This window comes from Paenibacillus sp. Marseille-Q9583 (genome assembly GCF_976954365.1).
The window spans coordinates 1-21,990 of sequence record NZ_CDRJTB010000062.1; the positions used below are offsets into that span (position 1 = coordinate 1).

Genomic DNA, 21,990 nt, shown 5'->3' on the forward strand with positions numbered 1-21,990 from the left:
AGAAATTTCCGAATATGTTCATCAACTTCTTCATCACTATTTAAATAGAAACTTACAGAGGCTTTTTTTTTAAATTGACCTACTGTCATTCCATTACTGTTATTAGCTGAAATTTTAAGATGATACCTTGGTATACTACGAATTAAAAATTGTTTTTTTGTTTCAACATACTTATCAATCTCTAATGCAGCTAAAGGTAACTGATCACGATTATAATGTCTGAACCTATTTCTATCTAAGGGTGCTAATTTTTTAAGAATTGTTTTTCTACGGATGGGTAAATGATAATCTGAAGAGATACTCTTTGCTGCTTCACGTATCTTACACTGTAAGTCCCGATCAATTGCACTAAAATTCAATTTTCTTTTATGAGGGGTATTTTTCGAAGGTATTCTTGATTCCAACCATTCCTTGTCATATTTCATCAGCCATTCATAAAGATATGCAGATTGTTTTTTTAGTTCACTACGTGTTCTACACGTACGATTAGTTAATAATTCAATCATTTTCATTCTCTTCTTTTCTAGCTTGAATTCAAAATTCGCTTTAGGTGCCACTGCCACTTCTTGATAGGCTGCACACATTTCTGCAATTTGTCTATTATTAGCATGTCTATTAATTTTGTTCTTAATACAATCTATATCATCTCCTTTAATAATACTCACATGATTGCAATTATCGCAATAATACCTGATCGAATATATCCCAGAACGATCATTCACATCTCGAACACAATGACTAACTCTCTCAATACCATATAAAGGGCATTTGCAATTTTGGCAAGCCCATGGTCCATTTCCATAGGGAATTTTTATAGCATACCTATTCTCAGACGCTGTTAGTAGTTTAAAAGAACCTGATAATAATTGAGCTAGCAAAAAGTAAAACAGAATATAATTCACCATCTGTTTCGGATTAAATAAGTTATTCTTAAAGTATTTACTATCCATATCCATTTTGTCATATCCCAACTCCTTAAAATCTAAGGATTTTGTGTTAGTTTTATAGAATGTTAGAATTTCGTTTTTTTTCATTGTTCCTTTCGGAGTAATAAAATTATGAGCAAAAAGTTCCTGAGTAAATTTTAAAATAACTGTATCAACATTCAGTTTCAAATTATTATTTCTAACGAAGGCAATATCATTGAATAACTTTATTTGCATTTTATGCATAGAGTTGATTTCTATTTGTTCGTATGGAAGGGTATTACCACATTTACATCTTGTTCCTTTAAGTAAAAGGCCTGTCTGATTATCACCGTATTTACTCATACACTTGGTACATCTGATATACAGAGGTACAAGATGAGTGGGGCATATTTGTAAAAAAGACAATTGATGTTCTCTATGCATATAAACTTCACCATACATAATTTCATCATTTATCACACAAGTAGGACAATATTTAATCTCGGATGATAAAATAGCCTGTACCCCAGATATTTGAAGCTGCCCTTTCGCACTTCCTTTATTGACCCCATGCAATATATTCTGATACATTTGACTAATTCTCTCTTGGGTAAGAAACACTTTATATAATCCAAACCATGTGTGCTCATTGAGAAACTTTTCTACCGTAAATTTGTGTCCAATAGGTAAATTGTTCAACATTGTTTGTAGCCCTCTTGGGAATATCTTTTGTTTATAAGAACGTACCCCGAAGATTTTACTTTGGGTATGTATAAATTCAGAATCTCCGGAATGCAAATAATACCTATAGACTATACTTCGGAAATCTTCGTCAGGAAAAGGCTCCACGAACGAAAGTATCCTATCCAATTCGATCATCCTTCCATCAAATATTTTATAGTGATATCAAATCTAGCAGTTCGTCCACTGCTCTTATATATCTTTTTTCTTCAAGCGCCTCTTCTGTCGTTAGCCCCCGTTTATACCCCATCTGAACAACATAACGTATATCATCTTTTGCCATCGCTGGTTTTAATGGCTTCCTTTTTTGGGATTTGGGAATTTCCCCGTTTGATATCTTATCTTTTCTGTTTGTATTTTCTAAGATATCTTTATTCTCCATAACAAGTTGTGCTATTTGACTATACATTAATGTTAAATCAGCTAACCCAGAACTGGCATCATAGACTTTATTAGCTATCGATTCTGCTTCTGTTGAAGATTGAACTAATTGCAGTGCAAATCTAGTCAGTTCAATCAATATTTCTTCTTTTTTTCTCTTTTGGAGCATTCGTGCATGATCTTCTGCTAAGCTTCCGTGAACGGTAATCCTATGAGATACCTCTTTTAGATATCCGTTGAGAGGAGCCCAATCGGGTTTAATATCATCTAGGTCTGCGTATGCGGATGGATCTCCTGATCGTATTCTATCAAAAATTTGTTGGACCAATTTAAGACTTTTTTCTGCTACCTCACGAATAACACTTACACGAATACGTTCATCTCCACCATTTACAATGGTACGAGATTGCACATGAATAAAAAGCTTGACTGCTATATCGGGAATTCCTAAAGAAAAATAGTACATTGCTGCCTTTAGTTCTGGTGTGATTTCCGTATATGTTCTTGTGTATTGAATATCCCAGAGGTTTTCAATAAAATGATTCCAGTCCCAACTATCCTCAAGTAAATAACCGGATATATTCTCAGCATCACCGTTTGGTAAGCACTTTCGGCTATTCGCTAAAGAATTTTTGAATAAATAAAGCGCTTTAAATGAGCCGATTAAGACCACTGGAACTCCAATTGTATTTACAAGTTGAGTAATAAAATCAATCATATTATCTTTACCACCAGAGTAAGCTGTTTGTATTTTTTGAATTTCATCAATAAACAATACACCGAGATGCGTTTCAGCAACTGTGGTTACCATTCTCTCGGCTAGTTTACCGGCATCTCCAGGTTTCTCAGCATATTTTTTATAGTAATCAGTCCCTAATATTTTATCTACCTCGGAATAAAACATTCTTACAAATGTCTTAACTGATTTATTAAATGGACATTCCACTTTTATCCAAACGAGTTGAGTCTTTGGTAGCATTCTTTCTTGATATTCACTATGATGAATTACTTGGGGAAATAGTTGCATTAATATTCGCTCGTATAATTGAGTTTTTCCATACCCGTTAATAGCAATCTCAACGAGACTTTGTGCTGTAGAAATGTTTCCAGCTAAATTTGCACCAGTTTCGTCTACCCCAGCTTTATATATTTCATCCCATCCAATAGCAAACTGACGATTATACATCGCGTGCATTGGATTTCTTGACTGATAGCCTATTTTTATCATCGAATACAGATTGCGATACTTCTCATAGTGATTAGGAAGCGGCAACCAGAAGTCCGGTTTGATTTGTTGTACGAATTCTAATCGATCTTCAGTGCATAATTTTGAATACTTTGAAGCAAGCGGCGGGGTTGAATAGAGCGCATCAATAAATTCATCTTCTTCGATACGCTCTGGTAAAGCTTCAATAAAAGGGTTACCTTGATTTCTTGGATGGACTTGCTCATTATATTTTGCCATAACATGTGTTCCTTTTAGCCCAGAAACCCCTTCGTTATTCATCCGCCGCATCTCTCTTTCTTTTTTCTTGAATCTTTCTTGAATATAGTGATTTTCTATCTTCTTCAGTGGTAAGCGCATTCTCATTCAAGTCATTGGAAGTTGGGAATTGTATGATATTATCCTCATTTGTAGTAGAATCTTTATCTGCACTTACCGGTTCCAGTGATACGCTAGTCATTGCTCCCATTGCCCCCCAAACTTTGCTATCTGCTGTTCTAGTCTCACGTTTGTTCTGATTTCTAGAATAGAAACTTACGTCTTTTGTAGCTTCTTTTGTCTTCTCCGTTGCTGATTTATCAAGTTCTGCTGTAAAGGCATGTAACTCAGCACGGTGTTGTTTTTCTTGCTTTTCCTGTTCTTTGATTTGGTTATCACGATATTCCATGATTTTGTCCACCTCATCAAAATGTAATCCCTCAAATTCCTTGGATTTTCCGGTAAGTAAACACTGTAGTAATTCTTTTCCATACTTAAAAAAGATACTACTACAACTTCTTGGGTCATATGTGATTTCAATATCAGTTTTCCCACCTACTCCAAGTCCGTTCCCCACAAACCATCCCTCTTCAATGCCTTTACTGCAAGTATAGTTAAGCCCTCTATATTCAATACCACGACGAGATACTTTCGCTGAAGCACGGGGCAATAGATTATAACGCAACTCATCTTTAGATCGTTGATGAAGTAATCTCTTCCCTTTACTCCACTTCCAAACACATAATGGGGTAAGCTCAACTTGATCAGTGAACATATCTTTTGTAGCTGTGAACTCCTTACTCAAAGCACTTTTGTTATAGGTTAAAAAATATACAATTAAAAAGTGATTAAACTCTTCGATAGTCCAAGCTGATTCCTTAGCCGGATTATAGTCTCCTCGTTCAAGTGCTCCAGCTTCTGTGGAGCCAGATAATAATTGTCTAATCGTCTCATTAGTTATATGGAAGTTTGATTCTATAAAAGGTTTTAGATCACCACGATAGGATGGTGCGTTTAAGACATCCACTCCTATATTGACAAACCTTTCTGATAGTTGCGCTTTCAACTCTCCGCGATCACCAACTAGATTTCTTGGTAAATAGTGACATGGCCAGTCTTCTTCACTAATTTGGATACCATAACGTGCACAAAATTCCACTTTGTCAGTTGCTGCATTTTCTACTGCTACCATAGATTCAAACCACGAAGCATCTGATAAACTCACATGAAAACCAGCAACTAATCTACTAAACACATCCATTACGACATATAATAGTGGCTTACCGAGTATTGTCTTACGATCAAAAGACACTAATAAAATGTCTGATTTAGTTGCATCTACCTCAAACACTGCACCAACGCATATTGCCTTTTCGGATGCATCTTCAACCATTGGTCGTGTATCCATGGTTGCGCGCCTTTTGCCATATTTATTTCTGTATTGGGAGGCTTTCGGATACTCATTGTTGTACCAGTAACGAAATTGACGTAAACTCGGGCTTTCGTCTGGATTAACAATCGGAACTCTAACTCCGTATTTTCGATAATAACCACGTTTATAATACGTCTCACACATTCTTTCATGCGTTTTAGTAATATTCATTCCTAACCGAATGTGAAAAACATTTATAGCCGATTTAAATATTTCTTTATCTGCTTCTGTTATCATGGGTCTAGTTGTAGTTTTTGGGCCAGTTTTTTTCTTGTACACTCGCTCTTTACCCGGAATACCACAATCAAAATAATTATTAAGTAAGCCATTTATTGACTTACCGTAAAACCAGTATTTCAATAAATTATCCCTTATAACCTTTTTAGGTTTACCAGAAGCTAAATGTGCCTCCTCAATTAATCTCCCTCTACTTTTAGATAAGTAAATATCTGGTTCTTTTTGTACAATATCCTTGATAAGGTTCCAACGTCGATCTCTATTTTCCTTGTACTTATTTAGGTAATCTTCATCAGGTGAAACAATTCTCATATCAACTTCTAGCTCAGTTAACCTGCACATCCTCTCGCTTAAATCACTTAAAATATCTTCACACTTCACGAAATAAGGGTACGACAATTTCTGGGGGTTATCGATGCTTACGACAACAGCATTTTCCTGTTTGTTATCAATCCACAATACACGTAATATCTCAGTAACTTTTAGATCCTCACTCAGATACTCAATGATTGAATTAATTACTATTTGCACAAATAACCATCTCCTTTTTAAGCTAGGTGAATTATTTTATTCTGAATGTCGCTCTTAAAAATTCTCAGTGGTTCACTTTCTCTAATAATTTTTTTGTTCATTTCAGTCTCCCATTTTTTATTCGCTAACATGTGCTGCAGGATAAACATACAACTGCCTTTCGTCAGTCCAATTGCTTTATCTGTTCGAATGCAGAGGTTCATGATCGATGTTTTAGCAGCATCATTGATAAAAATCTCGTATATATCATCTGCTATTAATTCAATAAGCTCTTCATTAACTACTTGTTGTGTATCCAAATATTTCGCATGTGCCATCCATTCAACATTTTTCACAAGGAAATATGGAATTTTTTCTTCCGTAACAATACACCAGTCAATACCTAACTCTGCAAAGTAAATCCTTTCAATTTCAAAGAGCTCTAAAGTACGAACGGTTAAATTCTCTTTAGGTTTTATGGTTCGTACAACATTTCTAAATCCATATATTGTTCGCAGTGTCAACATAAAGTCCGTTGTCATTATCACAGATTTACCATCTAAATGCGGATGTATAATACCAAGTTGTTCAGCGATCTCCATTGTTTTTTCTAAGGGGAGAAGCGGCCATTGCTCACGAATATCAGATACTCCATCTAACCATTCACAATAATACAAATATCTCCTTTCATGTTCCGACAAGGTATGATGTGTTCGTTTTGTTTTCCACCCTTTATGTCGTGTTAACCACCCCTCTGAGGCAATTTTATTATCATGTGCTTGAATAAACGGAAGATAGTTCTCCCCAACACCTTGCCCCCTCCCTTTTTTGAGATAATTGTTTTGTAACTTTACTTTTCTATCAGCACGTTTAGTCATACTATTCCTCCATTCAAAAAGTTGTCCATATATGTCCATATAGTGAGGCGTCCATAAAACGACTAATGGCCCCGTCCTTTAGTAACAAAGGACAGAGCCATTAGATATAAGTTGTTTGCTATTCTAGATGTCATAAGATTAATTCTAGCCATGATCAACTTTTAATAAACTACTCAGACACAAACTATATTGTCTAAACACAAACTTATTGTAAATACACAAACTATATTGTCGCAGACACAAACTTTAATGTCACTGAACACACATTGGCTATCCCCAACAATCCTACTCCACAGTAACACTCTTCGCCAAATTACGTGGTTTATCCACATCATGACCCAGAGCAAGAGAAGCATAATAAGACAATAATTGCAGAGGCACTACAGATAATGCTGCTGTCAGCATTGGTAAAGTCTTAGGAATCACAAATACTTGGTCCACTGATCTAAGCAGGTCAGTCAAATGCTCTTGATGAGTGATTGCAAGCACGTCTGCGCCGCGAGCCTTCACTTCCTTGATGTTGCTGACAGTCTTCTCAAGAACAGCTTCCTGAGTTGCCAGGGCAATAACCGGAACGCCTTCCTCGATCAGAGCCAGCGTACCATGTTTCAACTCACCAGCGGCATAAGCTTCGGAGTGAATATAAGAGATTTCTTTCAGCTTCAAGGAACCTTCTTGAGCAACAGCGTAATCTACGCCACGGCCGATGAAGAACAGGTTCTTGTGCTCAGAAATTTGTTCTGCATAACCTTTAATCGCTTCTTTTTGAGCTAGGATCTCTTCCACTTGTTCTGGTAGAGCTTGCATAGCTGCTAGAATCTTAGCCACTTGAGCTTCGGTTTGTGTACCACGAACCTCAGCCAAATAAAGAGCAAACAGTCCGAAAGCGACCAATTGTGAAGTGTAGGCTTTGGTCGAGGCTACTGCAATTTCTGGACCTGCCAAGGTTACCAACACATCATTCGCTTCGCGGGCAATAGAGCTGCCCACCACGTTTGTGATTGCCAGAACATGTGCACCGTTAGCTTGCGCTTCACGAAGAGCCGCCAATGTATCTGCAGTCTCACCAGATTGGCTGACAACGATAACCAGAGTTTCCGGGGTCACGATTGGTGAACGGTAACGATATTCCGAAGCAATGTCATTCTCTACTGGAATACGAACCAAAGATTCGATCATAGTACGTCCTACCACACCAGCGTTGTATGCTGTTCCGCAAGCAACAACTTGGATGTTACGGATGTTCTTGATTTGTTCTTCTGTGATGTTCAACTCTGGCAAAATAACCTTATTGCCTTCAGCATTAATACGACCACGCATAGTGTCGCGGTAAGCCTTAGGCTGCTCATGGATTTCTTTCAACATGAAATGCTCGTAGCCGCCTTTTTCTGCGGTAACTGCATCCCAATCGACAGTAATCATTTCCCGAGAAATAAAGTTTCCTTCAATCGTCATCAGTTCGACAGCATCTCTTGTCAAGACTGCCATTTCGCCGTCGTTCAAAATATATACGTTACGGGTATATTCAAGTAGTGCAGGAATATCTGACCCGATAAAGTTTTCTCCTTCGCCAAGACCGATAATGAGCGGGCTTGCTTGACGCACAGCCACCAATTTGTCTGGTTCATATTCAGTCAGAACGCCTAATGCAAAAGCACCGCGCATGAAGGTAATCGCTTTTTGCACAGCTTTCACGATATCTCCATCATATTCGCGAGCAATCAGGTGTGAAATAACTTCTGTATCTGTTTCGGAGACAAAGTGGCATCCGCCAGCAATCAGCTCTTCTTTCAGATCCAGATAGTTTTCGACAATACCGTTGTGAACGACCGAAAACTTCATGCTGTTATCCGTATGTGGATGGGAGTTCTCATCGGATGGTTTACCGTGAGTTGCCCAGCGTGTGTGTCCGATACCTGCACTACCTGCCAGTGGGCTGCCTTCCAGCTTCGACTGCAGATTCGCCAAACGGCCTTGTGCTTTCACTACTTGCAGTCCTTCATGGGTGAATACAGCTATACCAGCGGAATCATATCCCCGATACTCCAGCTTCTTCAATCCTTCAACCAAGATCCCCTGCGAATTCTGATTACCAATATATCCTACAATACCACACATTATTATTTCCCCCGTCCGAGTTATCGTAATGTGGCGGCATAAGGAAAGAAACGTGCCGTGCGGCATGTTTTTGAGAAAAAGCAAATATTCTGTTGTATTTTTGGATCAACAAAATAAACTGTCACTTACATCTTATGTTCATGAAATGCACAGCCTTCTTCTCTGCCGTGGCAGAACTACCGTGTTTCTTTACGATGCGCGCACACATGAATTTTATATTTCTTATGCACCCATGAAAACGTTGTGTGAAAGGTCGCCCTTCCATTTTCCGTCTCCATTTACGGCTCTGGTGCATCACCGGGAGGTCCCCGCCGAACATTTCGAACACCTCCACCTCGTCAGCTTACGTCTGCCGTGATCCGTTCAAGCCCTTGTCTACATTACCATGTAGCAGCTTTCCCTTCTCCCCCGCGCTCGACCAAGCTCTGGCGCTTGCTATTGCAAACCTCACAATCCCCACTTTCCTTCTAGAATGACACTTAATCTATTATATGCACCTTACATTACTTTGGCAATGCTGCACCAACCTAAATTTCACAATCCCTGTTCAGATGATCCATCTAAAAATAATAAACACCGGTGTAACGAGTCCGAATCGCTCTTTACACCGGCTATATAGATATAGTAATGAATTATACCAATTCGCGTTGAACAACTTCTACAATTTGATTCACATAAAGATCTAGATCTGCCTTATCAGGGCCTTCTGCCATGACACGGATTAGAGACTCCGTACCCGACGGACGTACAAGTACACGGCCATTGTCGCCTAGCTTGCCTTCTACTTCAGCGATAGCTGCTTCGATAGCCTGGTTGTTAGGATAATTGGTCTTATCCTGTACACGAACATTGACCAGCACCTGTGGGTATTTCGTCATCATGCTCTTAACCTCGCTAAGCTGCTTACCGGAAGCTTTAAGCGTATCTACCAGCTGGATAGCCGTCAGAATACCATCACCTGTTGTATTATAATCAAGGAAGATAACATGTCCAGACTGTTCTCCACCTAGATTAAAGCCACCACGGCGCATTTCTTCCATCACATACCGGTCGCCTACAGCTGTTTTAGCAGTGTTCAGGGATAATTTCTCGGTAGCTTTGTAGAATCCGATATTACTCATAACCGTTGATACAATCGTGCTATCTTTCAGCTTGCCAGCACGGTTCATTGCATCCCCACAAATACAAAGAATAAAGTCTCCGTCAACTTCATCTCCTTTATTATCGATCGCAATCAATCGGTCAGCATCTCCGTCAAAAGCAAGTCCCAAATCCGCTCCATGACGTAATACTTCCTCACGCAAAGTCTCTGGATGTGTTGAACCAAATCCAGCATTGATATTCAATCCATCAGGCTCAGCACCAATAGAAATAACATCAGCGCCCAGCTCTCTGAACAATCGTGGTGCAAGTTCATACGCTGCGCCGTGAGCACAGTCGAGTACAACCTTAATTCCCTTGAAATCTTGAGAAATGGTTGTCTTCAAATACTCCAGATAGAGGTACTTGGCGTCATTATCAACCGTAACCATACCTAAACCAGAGCCGATAGGACGAGGCAATTCATCTACTTCAGCATCCATTAGTTCTTCAATACGCAGCTCAGTTTCATCCGTAAGCTTGAAACCATCTCCGCCAAAGAACTTAATGCCATTATCTTCAACCGGATTATGTGATGCCGAAATCATGACCCCTGCATCTGCCTTTAATAATCTCGTAATATAAGCAACAGCAGGTGTACTCACTACACCTATACGGATTACATCTGCCCCAATAGACAGCAAACCAGCAATAAGAGCCGATTCGAGCAAAGGTCCAGAAATACGTGTATCCATCCCAATGACAACCTTTGGTTTATGCACGTTACCCGCTAGTACATATCCTCCACAGCGACCAATGCTATAAGCCATTTCTGCAGTTAATTCACGGTTTGCTACTCCCCGCACACCGTCAGTTCCAAAATACTTCCCCATTATTTTTCTCCTTTGAATACGCTACATTAGCTTAATGTTCTATCCTATGATTTGAATACTATTTTGGTGTACCTTTGGGACATATCCTAAAAGACGTATTTCAATAAAAGGTTACGTTCCCCCTGTACCTACAGGATTTTCTGAATTCGTACTTGTGTTAGCTGTGCCATTATTTTCCGGGCTACTATCCGTGGGGACAGGCGTCGCTGTAGCTCCAACTTCTCCGCTATGGGTAGGCTTCTCAGTGGCCTCCTCATCGCCTATAACAGGTTCAGAGCTTGGCTCAGGAGTAGTTACACTACCCGTGTCTGGATGAGGCGTAGGCACCGGCGTTGCAGGTGACAGTAACTGTACAGTTACCGTAAGAGGCACACTTGAATTAGCCAGTGCGATGAATTTAGGCAGGGATACCCGTAAAGAAACCTCGTGAGTCCCGGCAGTCAGGCCAGTCACATCAGCCACAACACCTATATCGTCTTTATTTAGTTGATTTAGCAAAGTAGGTGCACCTGTTAAGGTAAGGGCTATATCCTTGCTTGTTGGATTAACAATACTTCCTTCAAACTCATCACCGACACCCTGTAACTTGATGGGTACCGCTTCAACCGTCCGTTCAGCAATTTCTGAGATCGTTAATGAAACGTTCACGGTTTCAGGCATTACTTTCTCAGTTCCTGCCGGAGGTTTCAATTCTACCTTCAGCTGCTTCGTACCTGCAGAATCTATAGCGCTAAGATCGACACTTGCTTCATAGGTAGATAATGCAGCTAATGCATTGGCTTGACCATATACCACGACTGATTCCAGCTCAGGTGTCACATTCGATAAGACAAGAGTACCTGGAAGTTGTCCAGTAAAGCCGATATCTAATGGCAAGCTCTTAAAAGGCAAGGTAATTGGCAATTCCACCGAGACGGTAGCGGGCTCAATGACAGCGTCCTTCACTTCTTTTCCTTCATTATCATAAGCATGCAGCTTCAATTTCTTCTCTTTAAAGGTTTCGTTCTCACCATTTAGATCAATAGTGCCTTGTACCTTCACCACCTTGCTTAACTCATTATCTGGCAGCGTAACCTCAACAGTATCCGTAGGCTGCAAGACTGGGGTACCTAATTGATACCCCGCTGCTGGTTCTCCCTTGGTAACCAATGTTATGGGAAAAGACTTTGTATTTCGCAGCTCTACATGTACGTTGACCTCTTTAGGAGTCATTCTGACAAGAGTTACACCTCTAGGTAATGAATAAGAGAGTGGCAACGTATTATCTCCAGGCTCAACTTTACTTAGATCAAGAGTCACTTTATAGTCGTCCGAGAACTGAAAAGAAATATCAGAGTTCTTCCCCTTAACCTCCATACTTACACTATCTACATCCTTGTATTCCAGTACAAATTTATCTTTATCTAGACCGATCTCTTCGATCTTTACATTCTCAATAATCTTCGATTTAGTATCGACCGTGGTCTGTCCAACAGGCGCAGTGTCGATACGAACCATAGTAAACAGTATGATCCCAAATGCAAGGGCTAGAATCTTATTGAAATTGTTATTGTTCATCCACTTATCCATGATTTTTGTCCCCCTTCCGTTTCCAGAAAGTTGAACCTTTCTCCTTCAGCGATGAACTTACACTCAGCTCTTGATGGAGCTTCGAAATCATTGATTCTTCCTTAATGTCCCTTACAATTTGACCATTGATGGCCAGAGAAATCTGTCCTGTCTCCTCCGAGACAATGACAGACACCGAGTCCGCAACCTCACTAATCCCGATAGCCGCGCGATGTCTCGTCCCCAGTTCCTTGCTAATAAAAGGGTTCTCGGACAAAGGTAAATAACATGCAGCTGCGGCGATCTGATTCCCCTGCATAATAAGGGCTCCGTCATGCAGAGGGGTGTTAGGTATAAAGATGTTAATCAGCAACTCAGAGCTGACTAAAGAACGCATGGCGATACCCGATTCCGTATATTCATTAAGACCTGTCTCTCGCTCGAATACGATTAATGCCCCTATTTTTCTATGTGATAAATAATTTACGGCTTTAATCACTTCGCCAATTAATTTACTGAGTTCTTCATCACTTTCCCCAGCCCGTCCGAAAAATTTACCTCGGCCAAGCTGCTCCAGTCCCCTTCGTAGTTCCGGCTGAAAGATGATAAAGACCGCCAGCACCCCGAATGTAAACATTTGATTCATTAGCCATTTAAGCGTATAGAGGTCTAGCATGGTACTCACAGCCCAAATCAAAACCAGGACCAGAATCCCCTTCAGCAGCTGAATCGCTCGAGTTCCACGGACCATATTAAGCACTTTATAAATAATGTAGCTGACGATCAGTATATCAATAATATCTTTAATGGAATCTTTCCATGTTAAGTCTGTAAAATAACTCATTGCCTAAAACCCCCGTCATTTCATATTAGCTGGGTTTATGTAAAATGTCTGTTAGATCTGTATCAATATCTAGGTTATAACGTTCGGGCTCCAGTTGCAAGTTTAGCCACTCACCCATTTTCTAATTTTTCTAAATTTAGGCAACAAAAAAGCGCCATCTTTCCGGAAAAAGAGGCGCAAAATAATATTCCAGCTCAAGGTAACCACTGTCGCTTTCTTTAACGGTAGGCAACTTCAGAGAACATGTTCGTCACTTTATACCAGAGCCAACTTACCGCTTGGTCTATGCTTTTGACTTGCCCAGAAATATGAGCTGTTGAAGCCTGATACAAAGAACCGTCAATGACTGTTACGTTGCCGTTCACTTCCCCATATACCTGTGCTTTACCATTCTCTATGGTAAGGTCACCGGTAATAATTTTGCCGGAAGGTACGATTACAGTATCCCCTTTGATAACCACTTGATCCAAATCTGTACCTCTAACTACAAGTTGTCTATCTGGACTCCAAAAAGTTACGGAACTCATCAGCATTACGACAAGAAACAGAGATGCCGCTGTAAGTGCAGGGTGTCTCTTGATCCAGGTAACAAAAGCATTTTCTTTCTTGGTCTTTGGCAATGAACTCATTATCCGGCTCACAAGATCATCTGAGGCAACAGGATTCTGATGCATTAGGGAGAACATCAACATATCTGTCTGTTCTAATTCTTTAAACTTTGCACGGCAATCTGGACAGGATAGAAGATGCTCCTTCAACTCCCTCTGCTGCTGATCGGGCAAGTCGTCATCCAAGTAGTCGTGCATCATAGAGACGGCCAGTTTGCATTCCATAGGAGCCAATCCTTTCATGAGTGCTATTTAATTATCCTAAGACAAAGGGTCAGGACACATAAGACTTGCTTAACTTACATACGTCGCTCTCCCAAAGATGTTTCATAAAAAAAATCTATTTTTACATTTTCGGGCCTAATTTTTTACGTAAAAATTCACGACCTCGGTGTACACGCGTCTTAATCGTGGTTACAGGCATGTCGAGCACATCACTTATTTCCTGAAGCGACAAATCCTGCAGGTATCTAAGAATCATCACAGACCTGTATTTCACAGGCAGACTGTCAATGGCCTCATAGATTAGCCCCTGTGTCTCAGAGAGCAGTAATTCGGTCTCAGGTGTTACATTATCACTTGGAATCAACGAATAGCCGTCAAGGCCCTCCTGATCGTTCATATCTGCATCGAGCGAATAGGTTGGTTTCCGTTTGCGTAATCTATCAATACAGAGGTTCGTTCCAATCCGATAAATCCAGGTAGAGAACTTCTGTTTATCATCATACCGATCCAAGTTTCTATACACACGCAAAAAGGTCTCCTGAACTATATCCTCCGCCTCATGGCGATTGTTCAGCATCCGGTACGCCAAATGATATATTTTGTCTTTATATAGTTCCACAAGCTCGGCAAATGCCCTTTGGTCGCCTTTTAAGGCGAGCTTTGTCAATCTGCCTTCCAAATTCTCCACCTGTTAACTCCCCCAGACTTGCCGCCCTTGGTATTTATTTTCAAATATCCACGGTACAAGCAATTAAATCGTAATTCAAGTTTGTGTAAAAATCAAGGATTGTATTGTAACCTTCTCTGTAAACTGAGTTAATTTCTAGGAATAAAAGATAGGGTGAATACAATGGCATTCCTAAGAATGTTGGACTTTCGGTCGCTGTTATCCTCTGATTTCCTGATTATAAACCGCATATAGCGGTCGAAATCTGAGGATAGCATATGCTTACGATGCTAGCTTTCCTACGGAAAGCTTTCGGGCGATCGCATTCGCTCCTACAGTTCCAAAATTCTTCTCCACGCCCACTTTCACCCGAATTCATTATTTTTATCATTTACCCCCAATTACATCTCGGTTACTTGAGTAGGGCCTGAAAGATCAATATTGGGCAAAGCACCACAATATTTTTCAGGACAAAAGAATCACATCGTAGCACAATATTTAGTTTATGAGCTTAGTAGCTCGTATTAGGTTTAAAAACACACCGTAGGGTGAATAGGCTTCCGTTAGTTTAAATTCAAAGTATACGGAGTAGAAATTTTTGTACTTTCCGCAGGGTTTTCGGTGATTTGTCGAGTAAGAACTCCAGTGTAGGTTGAGGGTTTCATTTTGATGGAACGAGTTATAGGGAAAACCTCCCTATAAATTAGATCACAGCTGTTTTATGACCAAGTTATAAGGAATTTCTCCTTGTATATTGGCCAATTTCAATTAATTACACCAAATTCAGCTAATATAAAGGGAACAATTCCCTATATTTTATCGAAATGACTTAAAAATACCGATTTATGGGTAATAATTCCCTTTAATTCAGCATTTTGACCCTGAAGTAGAGAAATATGAACCTTAAAAATGTTTATGTGTGCGAGCAGATAGTAACTCCTATAAAGAAGCAAATAAACACGAGCTCGGCGCTCCTTTCGTGCGTCCTTTGCACTCATTTCTGGCAAAGTCCATAACGCGTTTGCCACCGCGCATAGCTTTTTACTCGGTCTAGAATGCTTCTAATAAAGACTATTGGTCAGATGATGACCGTGCATTTCCATGAATCCATGAAAGTAATCTTTTAGAATCTGCCGGATACTGCGTAATTTCCTATACAAGCACAAAAAGTCCGCCCCGATAAAGGGCGGACTTTTTGTGTTAAGACTATATCAGCCGGTATTCCGAAGACCAGCGGCAATGCCATTAATGGTAAGCAATACTTCGCGAAGCAATTCGCTATCGTCTCCGTCAACTTCACGGAGCGCTCTAAGCTCGGATAGCAACTGAACCTGCAGGTAGCTAAGTGGGTCAACGTAAGGATTGCGGAGTCTAATCGACTCCTGAATCACAGGGACGTTATCCAAGATATCCTGCTGACCAGTAATCTTCAGGATCAACTCTGAGGTCAGTTTGAATTCATCTTCAATCTGGCCGAAGATCCGTTGACGCGCTTCCTCGTTCTTACCCATGCTGGCGTATTCCTTAGCAATGTTCAAGTCCGCTTTTGAGATAGCCATTTGCAGCGTATCTATCAGTGTAGTAAAGAATGAGAAGTTCTCATACATATGCTGCATAATCTTCAGATTCTCTTCCTTACCCTCATAGAAACTCTGCAGTCCGGTTCCAGCAGCATACCACGCTGGAAGCAAATAACGGCTTTGTGTCCACGCAAATACCCACGGAATTGCACGCAAGTCTTCAAAGCGGTCACTGTTCTTCCGTTTGGAAGGGCGTGAACCAATATTAAGCTCTCCAACCTCAGGCAGAGGTGTAGATTCTTTGAAGTAAGTCAGGAAGTCCGGATCACGGAATATCAAATCCTGATATTTGTGAAGCGAAACTTCAGAGATACGGGCAACAATCTCTTCCCACTTCTCTTCATATAAATCCGCTTGTGGAATTCTCGCATTGATCGCTGCAGTCACAAGCGCAGATGTCGCTTGCTCTAGACTGCGGTAAGCAATCCCTTGCATCGAATAACGGGAGGAGATCACTTCTCCCTGCTCGGTGATCTTAATGCCGCCGCCAATCGTCGAGGCTGGCTGAGCCAGAATGCTGCGGTTAAGCGGCATGCCGCCACGACCGAGCGCTCCACCACGACCGTGGAAGAACTTCAGCTTGATTCCGAACTTATCGGCTGTAGCTGTAATCTCTTTCAGAGCAACACGCAGTTCATAGTTAGCGGTAACCACGCCGCCATCTTTGTTACTATCTGAATAGCCAAGCATGATTTCCTGCAAATCATTCATTGCTCTTACTGCATCGCGGTAGATAGGCATGTTGAGCAATCTATTCATAATTTGTGGTGCTTCATGCAAATCATCAATTGTTTCAAAAAGTGGCACAGCTTGCAGCGTACATACGACTGTACCGTCATTGTCTTTGCGGAATAGTCCTACCTCTTTGGAGAAGACCATAACCTCCAGAATATCGCTTGCCGCTTCTGCCATACTAATCAGATAACTAGTGATACATTGTTTACCGTACTCTTCTTGCGAAGCGAAGATCGTCCGGTACACTGCAAGACATTCCTCTGTACCCTCACTATACGTCTGATAAGAAGAAGTGATTGGACGTGGATCATTCAACAGCTTCTCCAGTAGCTCAATCTTCTCATCTTCAGACAGTTTGGAGTAATCCCGCGTAATGTTCATTTTCGCCAGAATTTCAGTCATAGCATTCTCATGTTCTTGACTGTGCTGTCGCACATCAAGTGTCGCCGTATGGAAACCGAACAGCTCCACTTGACGGATCAATTTCTTAATATAAGTGTCGGCCACATAATCGGCATAGTGATGCCGTAAGCTGCGGTCAATCACGTTCAAATCATCGATAAACTCTTCAGGTGTAGAATAACGCTCAGGAGTACCTTTTTTCTCATCATCCAGAACATTTTGTGTCTTGGAGATCATATAGCTGAGCTTAATACGGTAAGGTTCATTATCATTGCGCCATTCTTCCATCTTGCCAAGATTAATGATCTCACGATCAGCTTCAATGGATTCTGCTAGCTCAGGCGTCACCTTAACAATACTTGTGCTAAAGCTTAGATATTTCATGAGTTCACGCATAATCCGTTGATATTCCCGAATCGCCAGCTTACGCTGCATGCGCAAGGTCTGTGAAGTAACTGTAGAAGTTACCGAAGGGTTACCGTCACGGTCTCCACCAATCCATGAGCCAAAACGCAAGTAGGTTGGTACATGCCAATTCTGCCCTGGGTAGTATTTACTGAGACAACGTTCAAGTTCTTGATAAACATCGGGCAATACATGGAAGATCGTCTCATGGAAATAGTACATCCCATTACGTACTTCATCGAGTACGGTAGGCTTACGGTCACGCAGTTCATCCGTTTGCCATAGCGTAATCACTTCATTTAATAGCTTCTCACGGAGCTGTTCACGCTCCCGGAAGGTTAAGGTAGGGTTATCCAGACCCATAACATCATCAGCTATCCGCTTATGAATATCGAGAATCGCACGGCGCATAGCTTCCGTTGGATGTGCCGTCATTACAAGTTCCAGAGATAATCCTGCAATAATCTCGTTAACTTCCTCATGAGAGAAATCACGTTCACGAAGCTCTTTAATCGCGCTTTCTATAGAACCGGGTTGGACTGTCTCCCCAGCTGAACGTTCATAGTCACGTTTGCGGCGAATCCGATGGTTCTGTTCGGCAATATTCACGAGCTGAAAATAAATAGCGAACGCTCTTATTACCTGATGGCGGTTCTCTGGATCCAAAGAATTGATTAACTCCTTAAATTCACTGTGCAGTTCAGGTAAAAATAGTGAGCGCAGCGATTTACTGGTTTCGCGAATTTTCTCCACGATCTCTAGTAGTTCGTTACCGCCTTGGTGAACCAAGACCTCTCCTAAAATGTTCCCCAAGAACCGTACGTCCCGTCGCAGCAGATTGTTAGAGTTGCTTTTGCTGACGGTAGTCGTAAGTTCGGTCATGCTGCTCCCCCCATTCTCTTCCGGATCAATGTGTTAATTATTGTCTGTCTAAAAATCGCCTATTAAAGCTTTCCTCATATCATACAATAAAACTGCGTGAAAATCTCCAACTTTTTTGTGCTGTAAAGCGACACAGTAACTAAGATTATACACCAATTTCTCAATTTATACAGTCCATATATTTTATGTATTCTTTCTTATATATAATGGCTCTGGCATACCTTCATTATGTGTATTTAAATATGGAGCGTTCGAATCTGATCGATGAACAGGCCAATAAGCGGAGAATAATGTCGATCGCGGTTATACGAATAATAAATATGTCTTTGAAAATTATAATCTGGAATGGTGCGCATTAGCAATCTTCCTCTGGCAACCTCATCCTCCACAGCAAGACGCGATATAAAGGAAACGTACTTTCCACTCATAAGCGATTGCTTAATGGCCTCCAGTGAATCCAGTAGAATATAGGTCCTCGGTTCATTCCCTTCACGCTCAAACCATTTATCCGTCAGTTGGCGTGTACTCGACTCCTTGTCATGTAATATAAAACTCGCTGAAGCAATCATAGCCGGGTTTAGATTAGAAAATGAGGCAAATTCATGAGATGGCGAAAAAACAAGCACGAGCTCGTCCTCACACAAGGCTTGAGTATGCAGATCAGGTAGATAAAAAGATTCTGTAGACAAAATACCAAGGTCAATCTCATGGCTAGCCAGCATTTCTTTGATTACAGGGGAAGGCTTAACCGATAAAGAGATCGTAATCCCCGGATGTTGTTCTCCAAACAGTCCCAATATTTTCGGAAGAATATAAGTAGCTGGAACGTAACTGGCACCAATCTTAAGCGTTCCTCGCCCCGCCTGACTGAACTCTTTTACAACCCGCTCCGCTTCTGCAGCTAGTGCATTGATTTTAGTCGCATAATGAAGAAACGCTTTTCCACTCTCCGTAAGAATCATTTTATCCATTCTGGATTCAAATAACTTCTCCCCCAATTGCTGCTCTAAATTCTTCAAATGGTACGTAACGGTGGGCTGCTTCAGTCCGAGTTTATCGGCTACTGTAGTTATTTTCTTATGTTTATTTAGCAGTTCTACGATTTCCAGCTTGATTAAATTAAGGTTCATTATCATCCACTCCTCGCCTATTCACTAAACGGTAACATAGAAGAATTCTATGAATGTTAAAATAAATCGGCAAAAAAGTTAATATCACAGTTACATTCAGCAAATATAGCGGGAATTGTTTACCTTTACACTAAGAACAAGCTTAAGAACAGGCAGGTAGATAGAGATGAAGGAAATTACAATCCACAGATTGGAAAAGAAATTCGGAGATGTGCATGCCTTGAAGGCTGCAGATCTGAAGATTCCCGCTGGAAGCTTTACGACATTACTCGGTCCTTCAGGTTGTGGAAAGACGACACTACTCCGTCTGATTGCTGGGCTAGAAACACCGGATGCTGGAGAAATCCTAATGGATGACGAATTTATTTTCTCAGGCAACAAAAAAATTAGTCGCCCCATCCATAGCCGCAACTTTGGCATGGTCTTTCAAGATTTCGCGCTCTGGCCGCATCTGACTGTCTTCGAGAATGTCGCCTTCGGACTTCGTGCCTCTAAGCAGAAAAAGGATTTACGGATTAGGGTTCAGCAAGCCCTTAGATCCGTAAAGCTGGAAGGACTCGAGCTACGCTTTCCCCATCAGCTATCCGGTGGACAACAGCAGCGGGTTGCTTTTGCCAGAGCCGTAGTGACTAGACCTCAGCTCGTATTGTTCGACGAGCCGTTAAGTGCACTGGATGCGGTGTTGCGAGATGAAATGAGGCTGGAGTTAACCTCCTTGGTGAGGAACATGGGAATTACCGCTCTATATGTCACCCATGATCAAACCGAGGCGATGTCTATGTCAGATGAAGTGGTCGTGATGCAAGGTGGAACTATTTTACAGACAGGTTCGCCTGAGGAGATTTATCAGAAACCAAATCATCCTTTTGTAGCTCATTTTATTGGAAAATCCAACTGGATCGTTCCCGACAAGCAAATGCTTCGTCCGGAACATTTACGTTGGTCTCAGGAGGATGCTTCCTCTCTTCCTTTTACAGGGACGATTCGACATGTGAGCTATATGGGTGATCGCTATGAGGTCATTCTGGACATGGAGAACCGAACTACTTGGACCGCTTATCATGATCAACGTCTACCTGTTGGAGAAACGATCCAGGTCTACGCTTCTGAGCACCAGATCCATCATCTGAATTAAGCGTCCACTGCATGGAATAGCTCGTATGATGCTGTTCCATGCAGCAAGATGCAAAAAATATTAGGGAGGCATTCACATTGAAATCAATGAATAACACTAAAGGACTTAGCGCACTTCTTCTAACAACTATAATCGGAGCAAGTCTAGCCGGCTGCAGCTCTGCTAACACTCCTGCTGCTAACGCAAGCAATCCGACTTCAACCGCTAACACTACTGCTCAAACTGAAGCACCACAACCAACAGAAAAAGCTCTGAGTGGCAGTCTTGTCGTCTACAGCGCAGGCCCTGAAGGTCTAGCCAATAAAATTAAAGACGGCTTTGAAGCCAAAACCGGTGTGAAGGTCGAAATGTTCCAAGGCACTACTGGAAAAATACTAGCCCGTATGGAAGCAGAGAAGTCCAATCCAGTAGTCGATGTTGTTGTTCTTGCCTCCCTTCCGTCCATGCAAGGGATGAAGAATGATGGTTTATTGCTTCCATATAAAGAGGCGGTTAATGCAGATAAGCTCGTTAGCGATTGGTCAGACACAGCAGATGGCAATTATTTTAGCTATAGCGCATCCGCACTGGGGATTGTCTACAATACTAAAAAAGTAAGCACACCTCCGACTTCATGGGATGATCTCACTAAAGCGGAATGGAAAGGAACCGTCAATATTCCAGATCCCTCGCTATCTGGTTCGGCTTTAGATTTCGTCACTGGATATTTAAGTGCTAAAGGGGACAGCGGTTGGGAGCTTTTTAAACAATACAAAAGCAATGGTGTAGCGATGGCGGGCGCCAATCAGGAGGCACTTGATCCGGTGATTACCGGTGCTAAATCCGTCGTTGCTTCAGGCGTAGATTACATGGCTTATAAGGCAAAAGCTGCCGGAGAGCCTGTAGATATTGTCTACCCTGCTGAAGGAACAGTGATCAGCCCACGCCCGGCTGCGATTATTAAGACAAGCCCGAATGTGGATAATGCCAAGGCATTTATCGACTATCTTCTATCAGATGAAGCCCAAGCCCTTGTAGCCAAAGCTTACTTATTACCTGGCAGAACCGATGTGAAAGCAGAGAATCGTGCGAATCTCGATGAAATTAAGACATTTGATGTGAAATGGGAATGGATGAACGAACACAGCGATGAAGTTTCCTCGACCTTCACACAAATTTTTAAATAAGC

14 protein-coding genes are annotated in these 21,990 nt (G+C 41.3%); 2 read left to right on the forward strand and 12 right to left on the reverse strand.

Annotated elements, in window-relative coordinates:
* From ACWNM1_RS23250 to ACWNM1_RS23305, 12 genes are all read right to left on the reverse strand, one after another.
* Positions 1–1,787 (reverse strand): TnsD family Tn7-like transposition protein (locus tag ACWNM1_RS23250; protein ID WP_449602806.1); only part of this gene is annotated, 1,787 nt, incomplete at its 3' end.
* 16 nt (positions 1,788–1,803) lie between these two features.
* Positions 1,804–3,537 carry an AAA family ATPase gene (locus tag ACWNM1_RS23255; RefSeq protein WP_449602807.1) on the reverse strand — a complete coding sequence of 578 codons (1,734 nt, stop codon included), beginning with the start codon at positions 3,535–3,537 and terminating at the stop codon, positions 1,804–1,806.
* Positions 3,530–5,713, reverse strand: a complete 2,184-nt coding sequence (locus tag ACWNM1_RS23260) for a Mu transposase C-terminal domain-containing protein (protein ID WP_449602808.1) — start codon at positions 5,711–5,713, stop codon at positions 3,530–3,532. The genes ACWNM1_RS23255 and ACWNM1_RS23260 overlap by 8 nt, the downstream gene beginning before the upstream one ends.
* Before the next feature lie 17 nt (positions 5,714–5,730).
* Positions 5,731–6,570 (reverse strand): TnsA endonuclease N-terminal domain-containing protein, encoded by an 840-nt coding sequence (locus ACWNM1_RS23265; protein WP_449602809.1) that lies wholly within the window; start codon positions 6,568–6,570, stop codon positions 5,731–5,733.
* 285 nt (positions 6,571–6,855) lie between these two features.
* Positions 6,856–8,688 (reverse strand): glutamine--fructose-6-phosphate transaminase (isomerizing), encoded by a 1,833-nt coding sequence (gene glmS / locus ACWNM1_RS23270; protein ID WP_060625810.1) that lies wholly within the window; start codon positions 8,686–8,688, stop codon positions 6,856–6,858.
* Positions 8,689–9,320: 632 nt separating this feature from the next.
* Positions 9,321–10,661: a phosphoglucosamine mutase gene (gene glmM, locus ACWNM1_RS23275; protein WP_449602810.1), complete on the reverse strand. Its 1,341-nt coding sequence runs from the start codon at positions 10,659–10,661 to the stop codon at positions 9,321–9,323.
* Positions 10,662–10,772: 111 nt separating this feature from the next.
* Positions 10,773–12,230, reverse strand: a complete 1,458-nt coding sequence (locus tag ACWNM1_RS23280) for a CdaR family protein (RefSeq protein ID WP_449602811.1) — start codon at positions 12,228–12,230, stop codon at positions 10,773–10,775.
* A complete protein-coding gene (cdaA, locus tag ACWNM1_RS23285; RefSeq protein ID WP_042192076.1) occupies positions 12,223–13,053 on the reverse strand; it encodes a diadenylate cyclase CdaA in 831 nt (276 codons plus the stop codon). Before cdaA ends, ACWNM1_RS23280 begins: the two co-directional genes overlap by 8 nt.
* A gap of 218 nt (positions 13,054–13,271) precedes the next feature.
* Positions 13,272–13,886 carry a zf-HC2 domain-containing protein gene (locus tag ACWNM1_RS23290; RefSeq protein ID WP_234537484.1) on the reverse strand — a complete coding sequence of 205 codons (615 nt, stop codon included), beginning with the start codon at positions 13,884–13,886 and terminating at the stop codon, positions 13,272–13,274.
* Between the two features lie 121 nt (positions 13,887–14,007).
* Positions 14,008–14,574: an RNA polymerase sigma factor SigW gene (gene sigW, locus ACWNM1_RS23295; protein WP_042192081.1), complete on the reverse strand. Its 567-nt coding sequence runs from the start codon at positions 14,572–14,574 to the stop codon at positions 14,008–14,010.
* Between the two features lie 1,190 nt (positions 14,575–15,764).
* Positions 15,765–18,557 (reverse strand): phosphoenolpyruvate carboxylase, encoded by a 2,793-nt coding sequence (gene ppc / locus ACWNM1_RS23300; protein ID WP_449602812.1) that lies wholly within the window; start codon positions 18,555–18,557, stop codon positions 15,765–15,767.
* A gap of 236 nt (positions 18,558–18,793) precedes the next feature.
* Positions 18,794–19,687 (reverse strand): LysR family transcriptional regulator, encoded by an 894-nt coding sequence (locus ACWNM1_RS23305; RefSeq protein ID WP_449602813.1) that lies wholly within the window; start codon positions 19,685–19,687, stop codon positions 18,794–18,796.
* 166 nt (positions 19,688–19,853) lie between these two features.
* On the opposite strand from ACWNM1_RS23305, the gene ACWNM1_RS23310 reads away from it, so the two are divergent.
* A complete protein-coding gene (locus ACWNM1_RS23310; protein WP_234537508.1) occupies positions 19,854–20,822 on the forward strand; it encodes an ABC transporter ATP-binding protein in 969 nt (322 codons plus the stop codon).
* 86 nt (positions 20,823–20,908) lie between these two features.
* Positions 20,909–21,988: an ABC transporter substrate-binding protein gene (locus tag ACWNM1_RS23315; protein ID WP_449602832.1), complete on the forward strand. Its 1,080-nt coding sequence runs from the start codon at positions 20,909–20,911 to the stop codon at positions 21,986–21,988.
* The last annotated feature ends 2 nt before the right edge of the window (positions 21,989–21,990 follow it).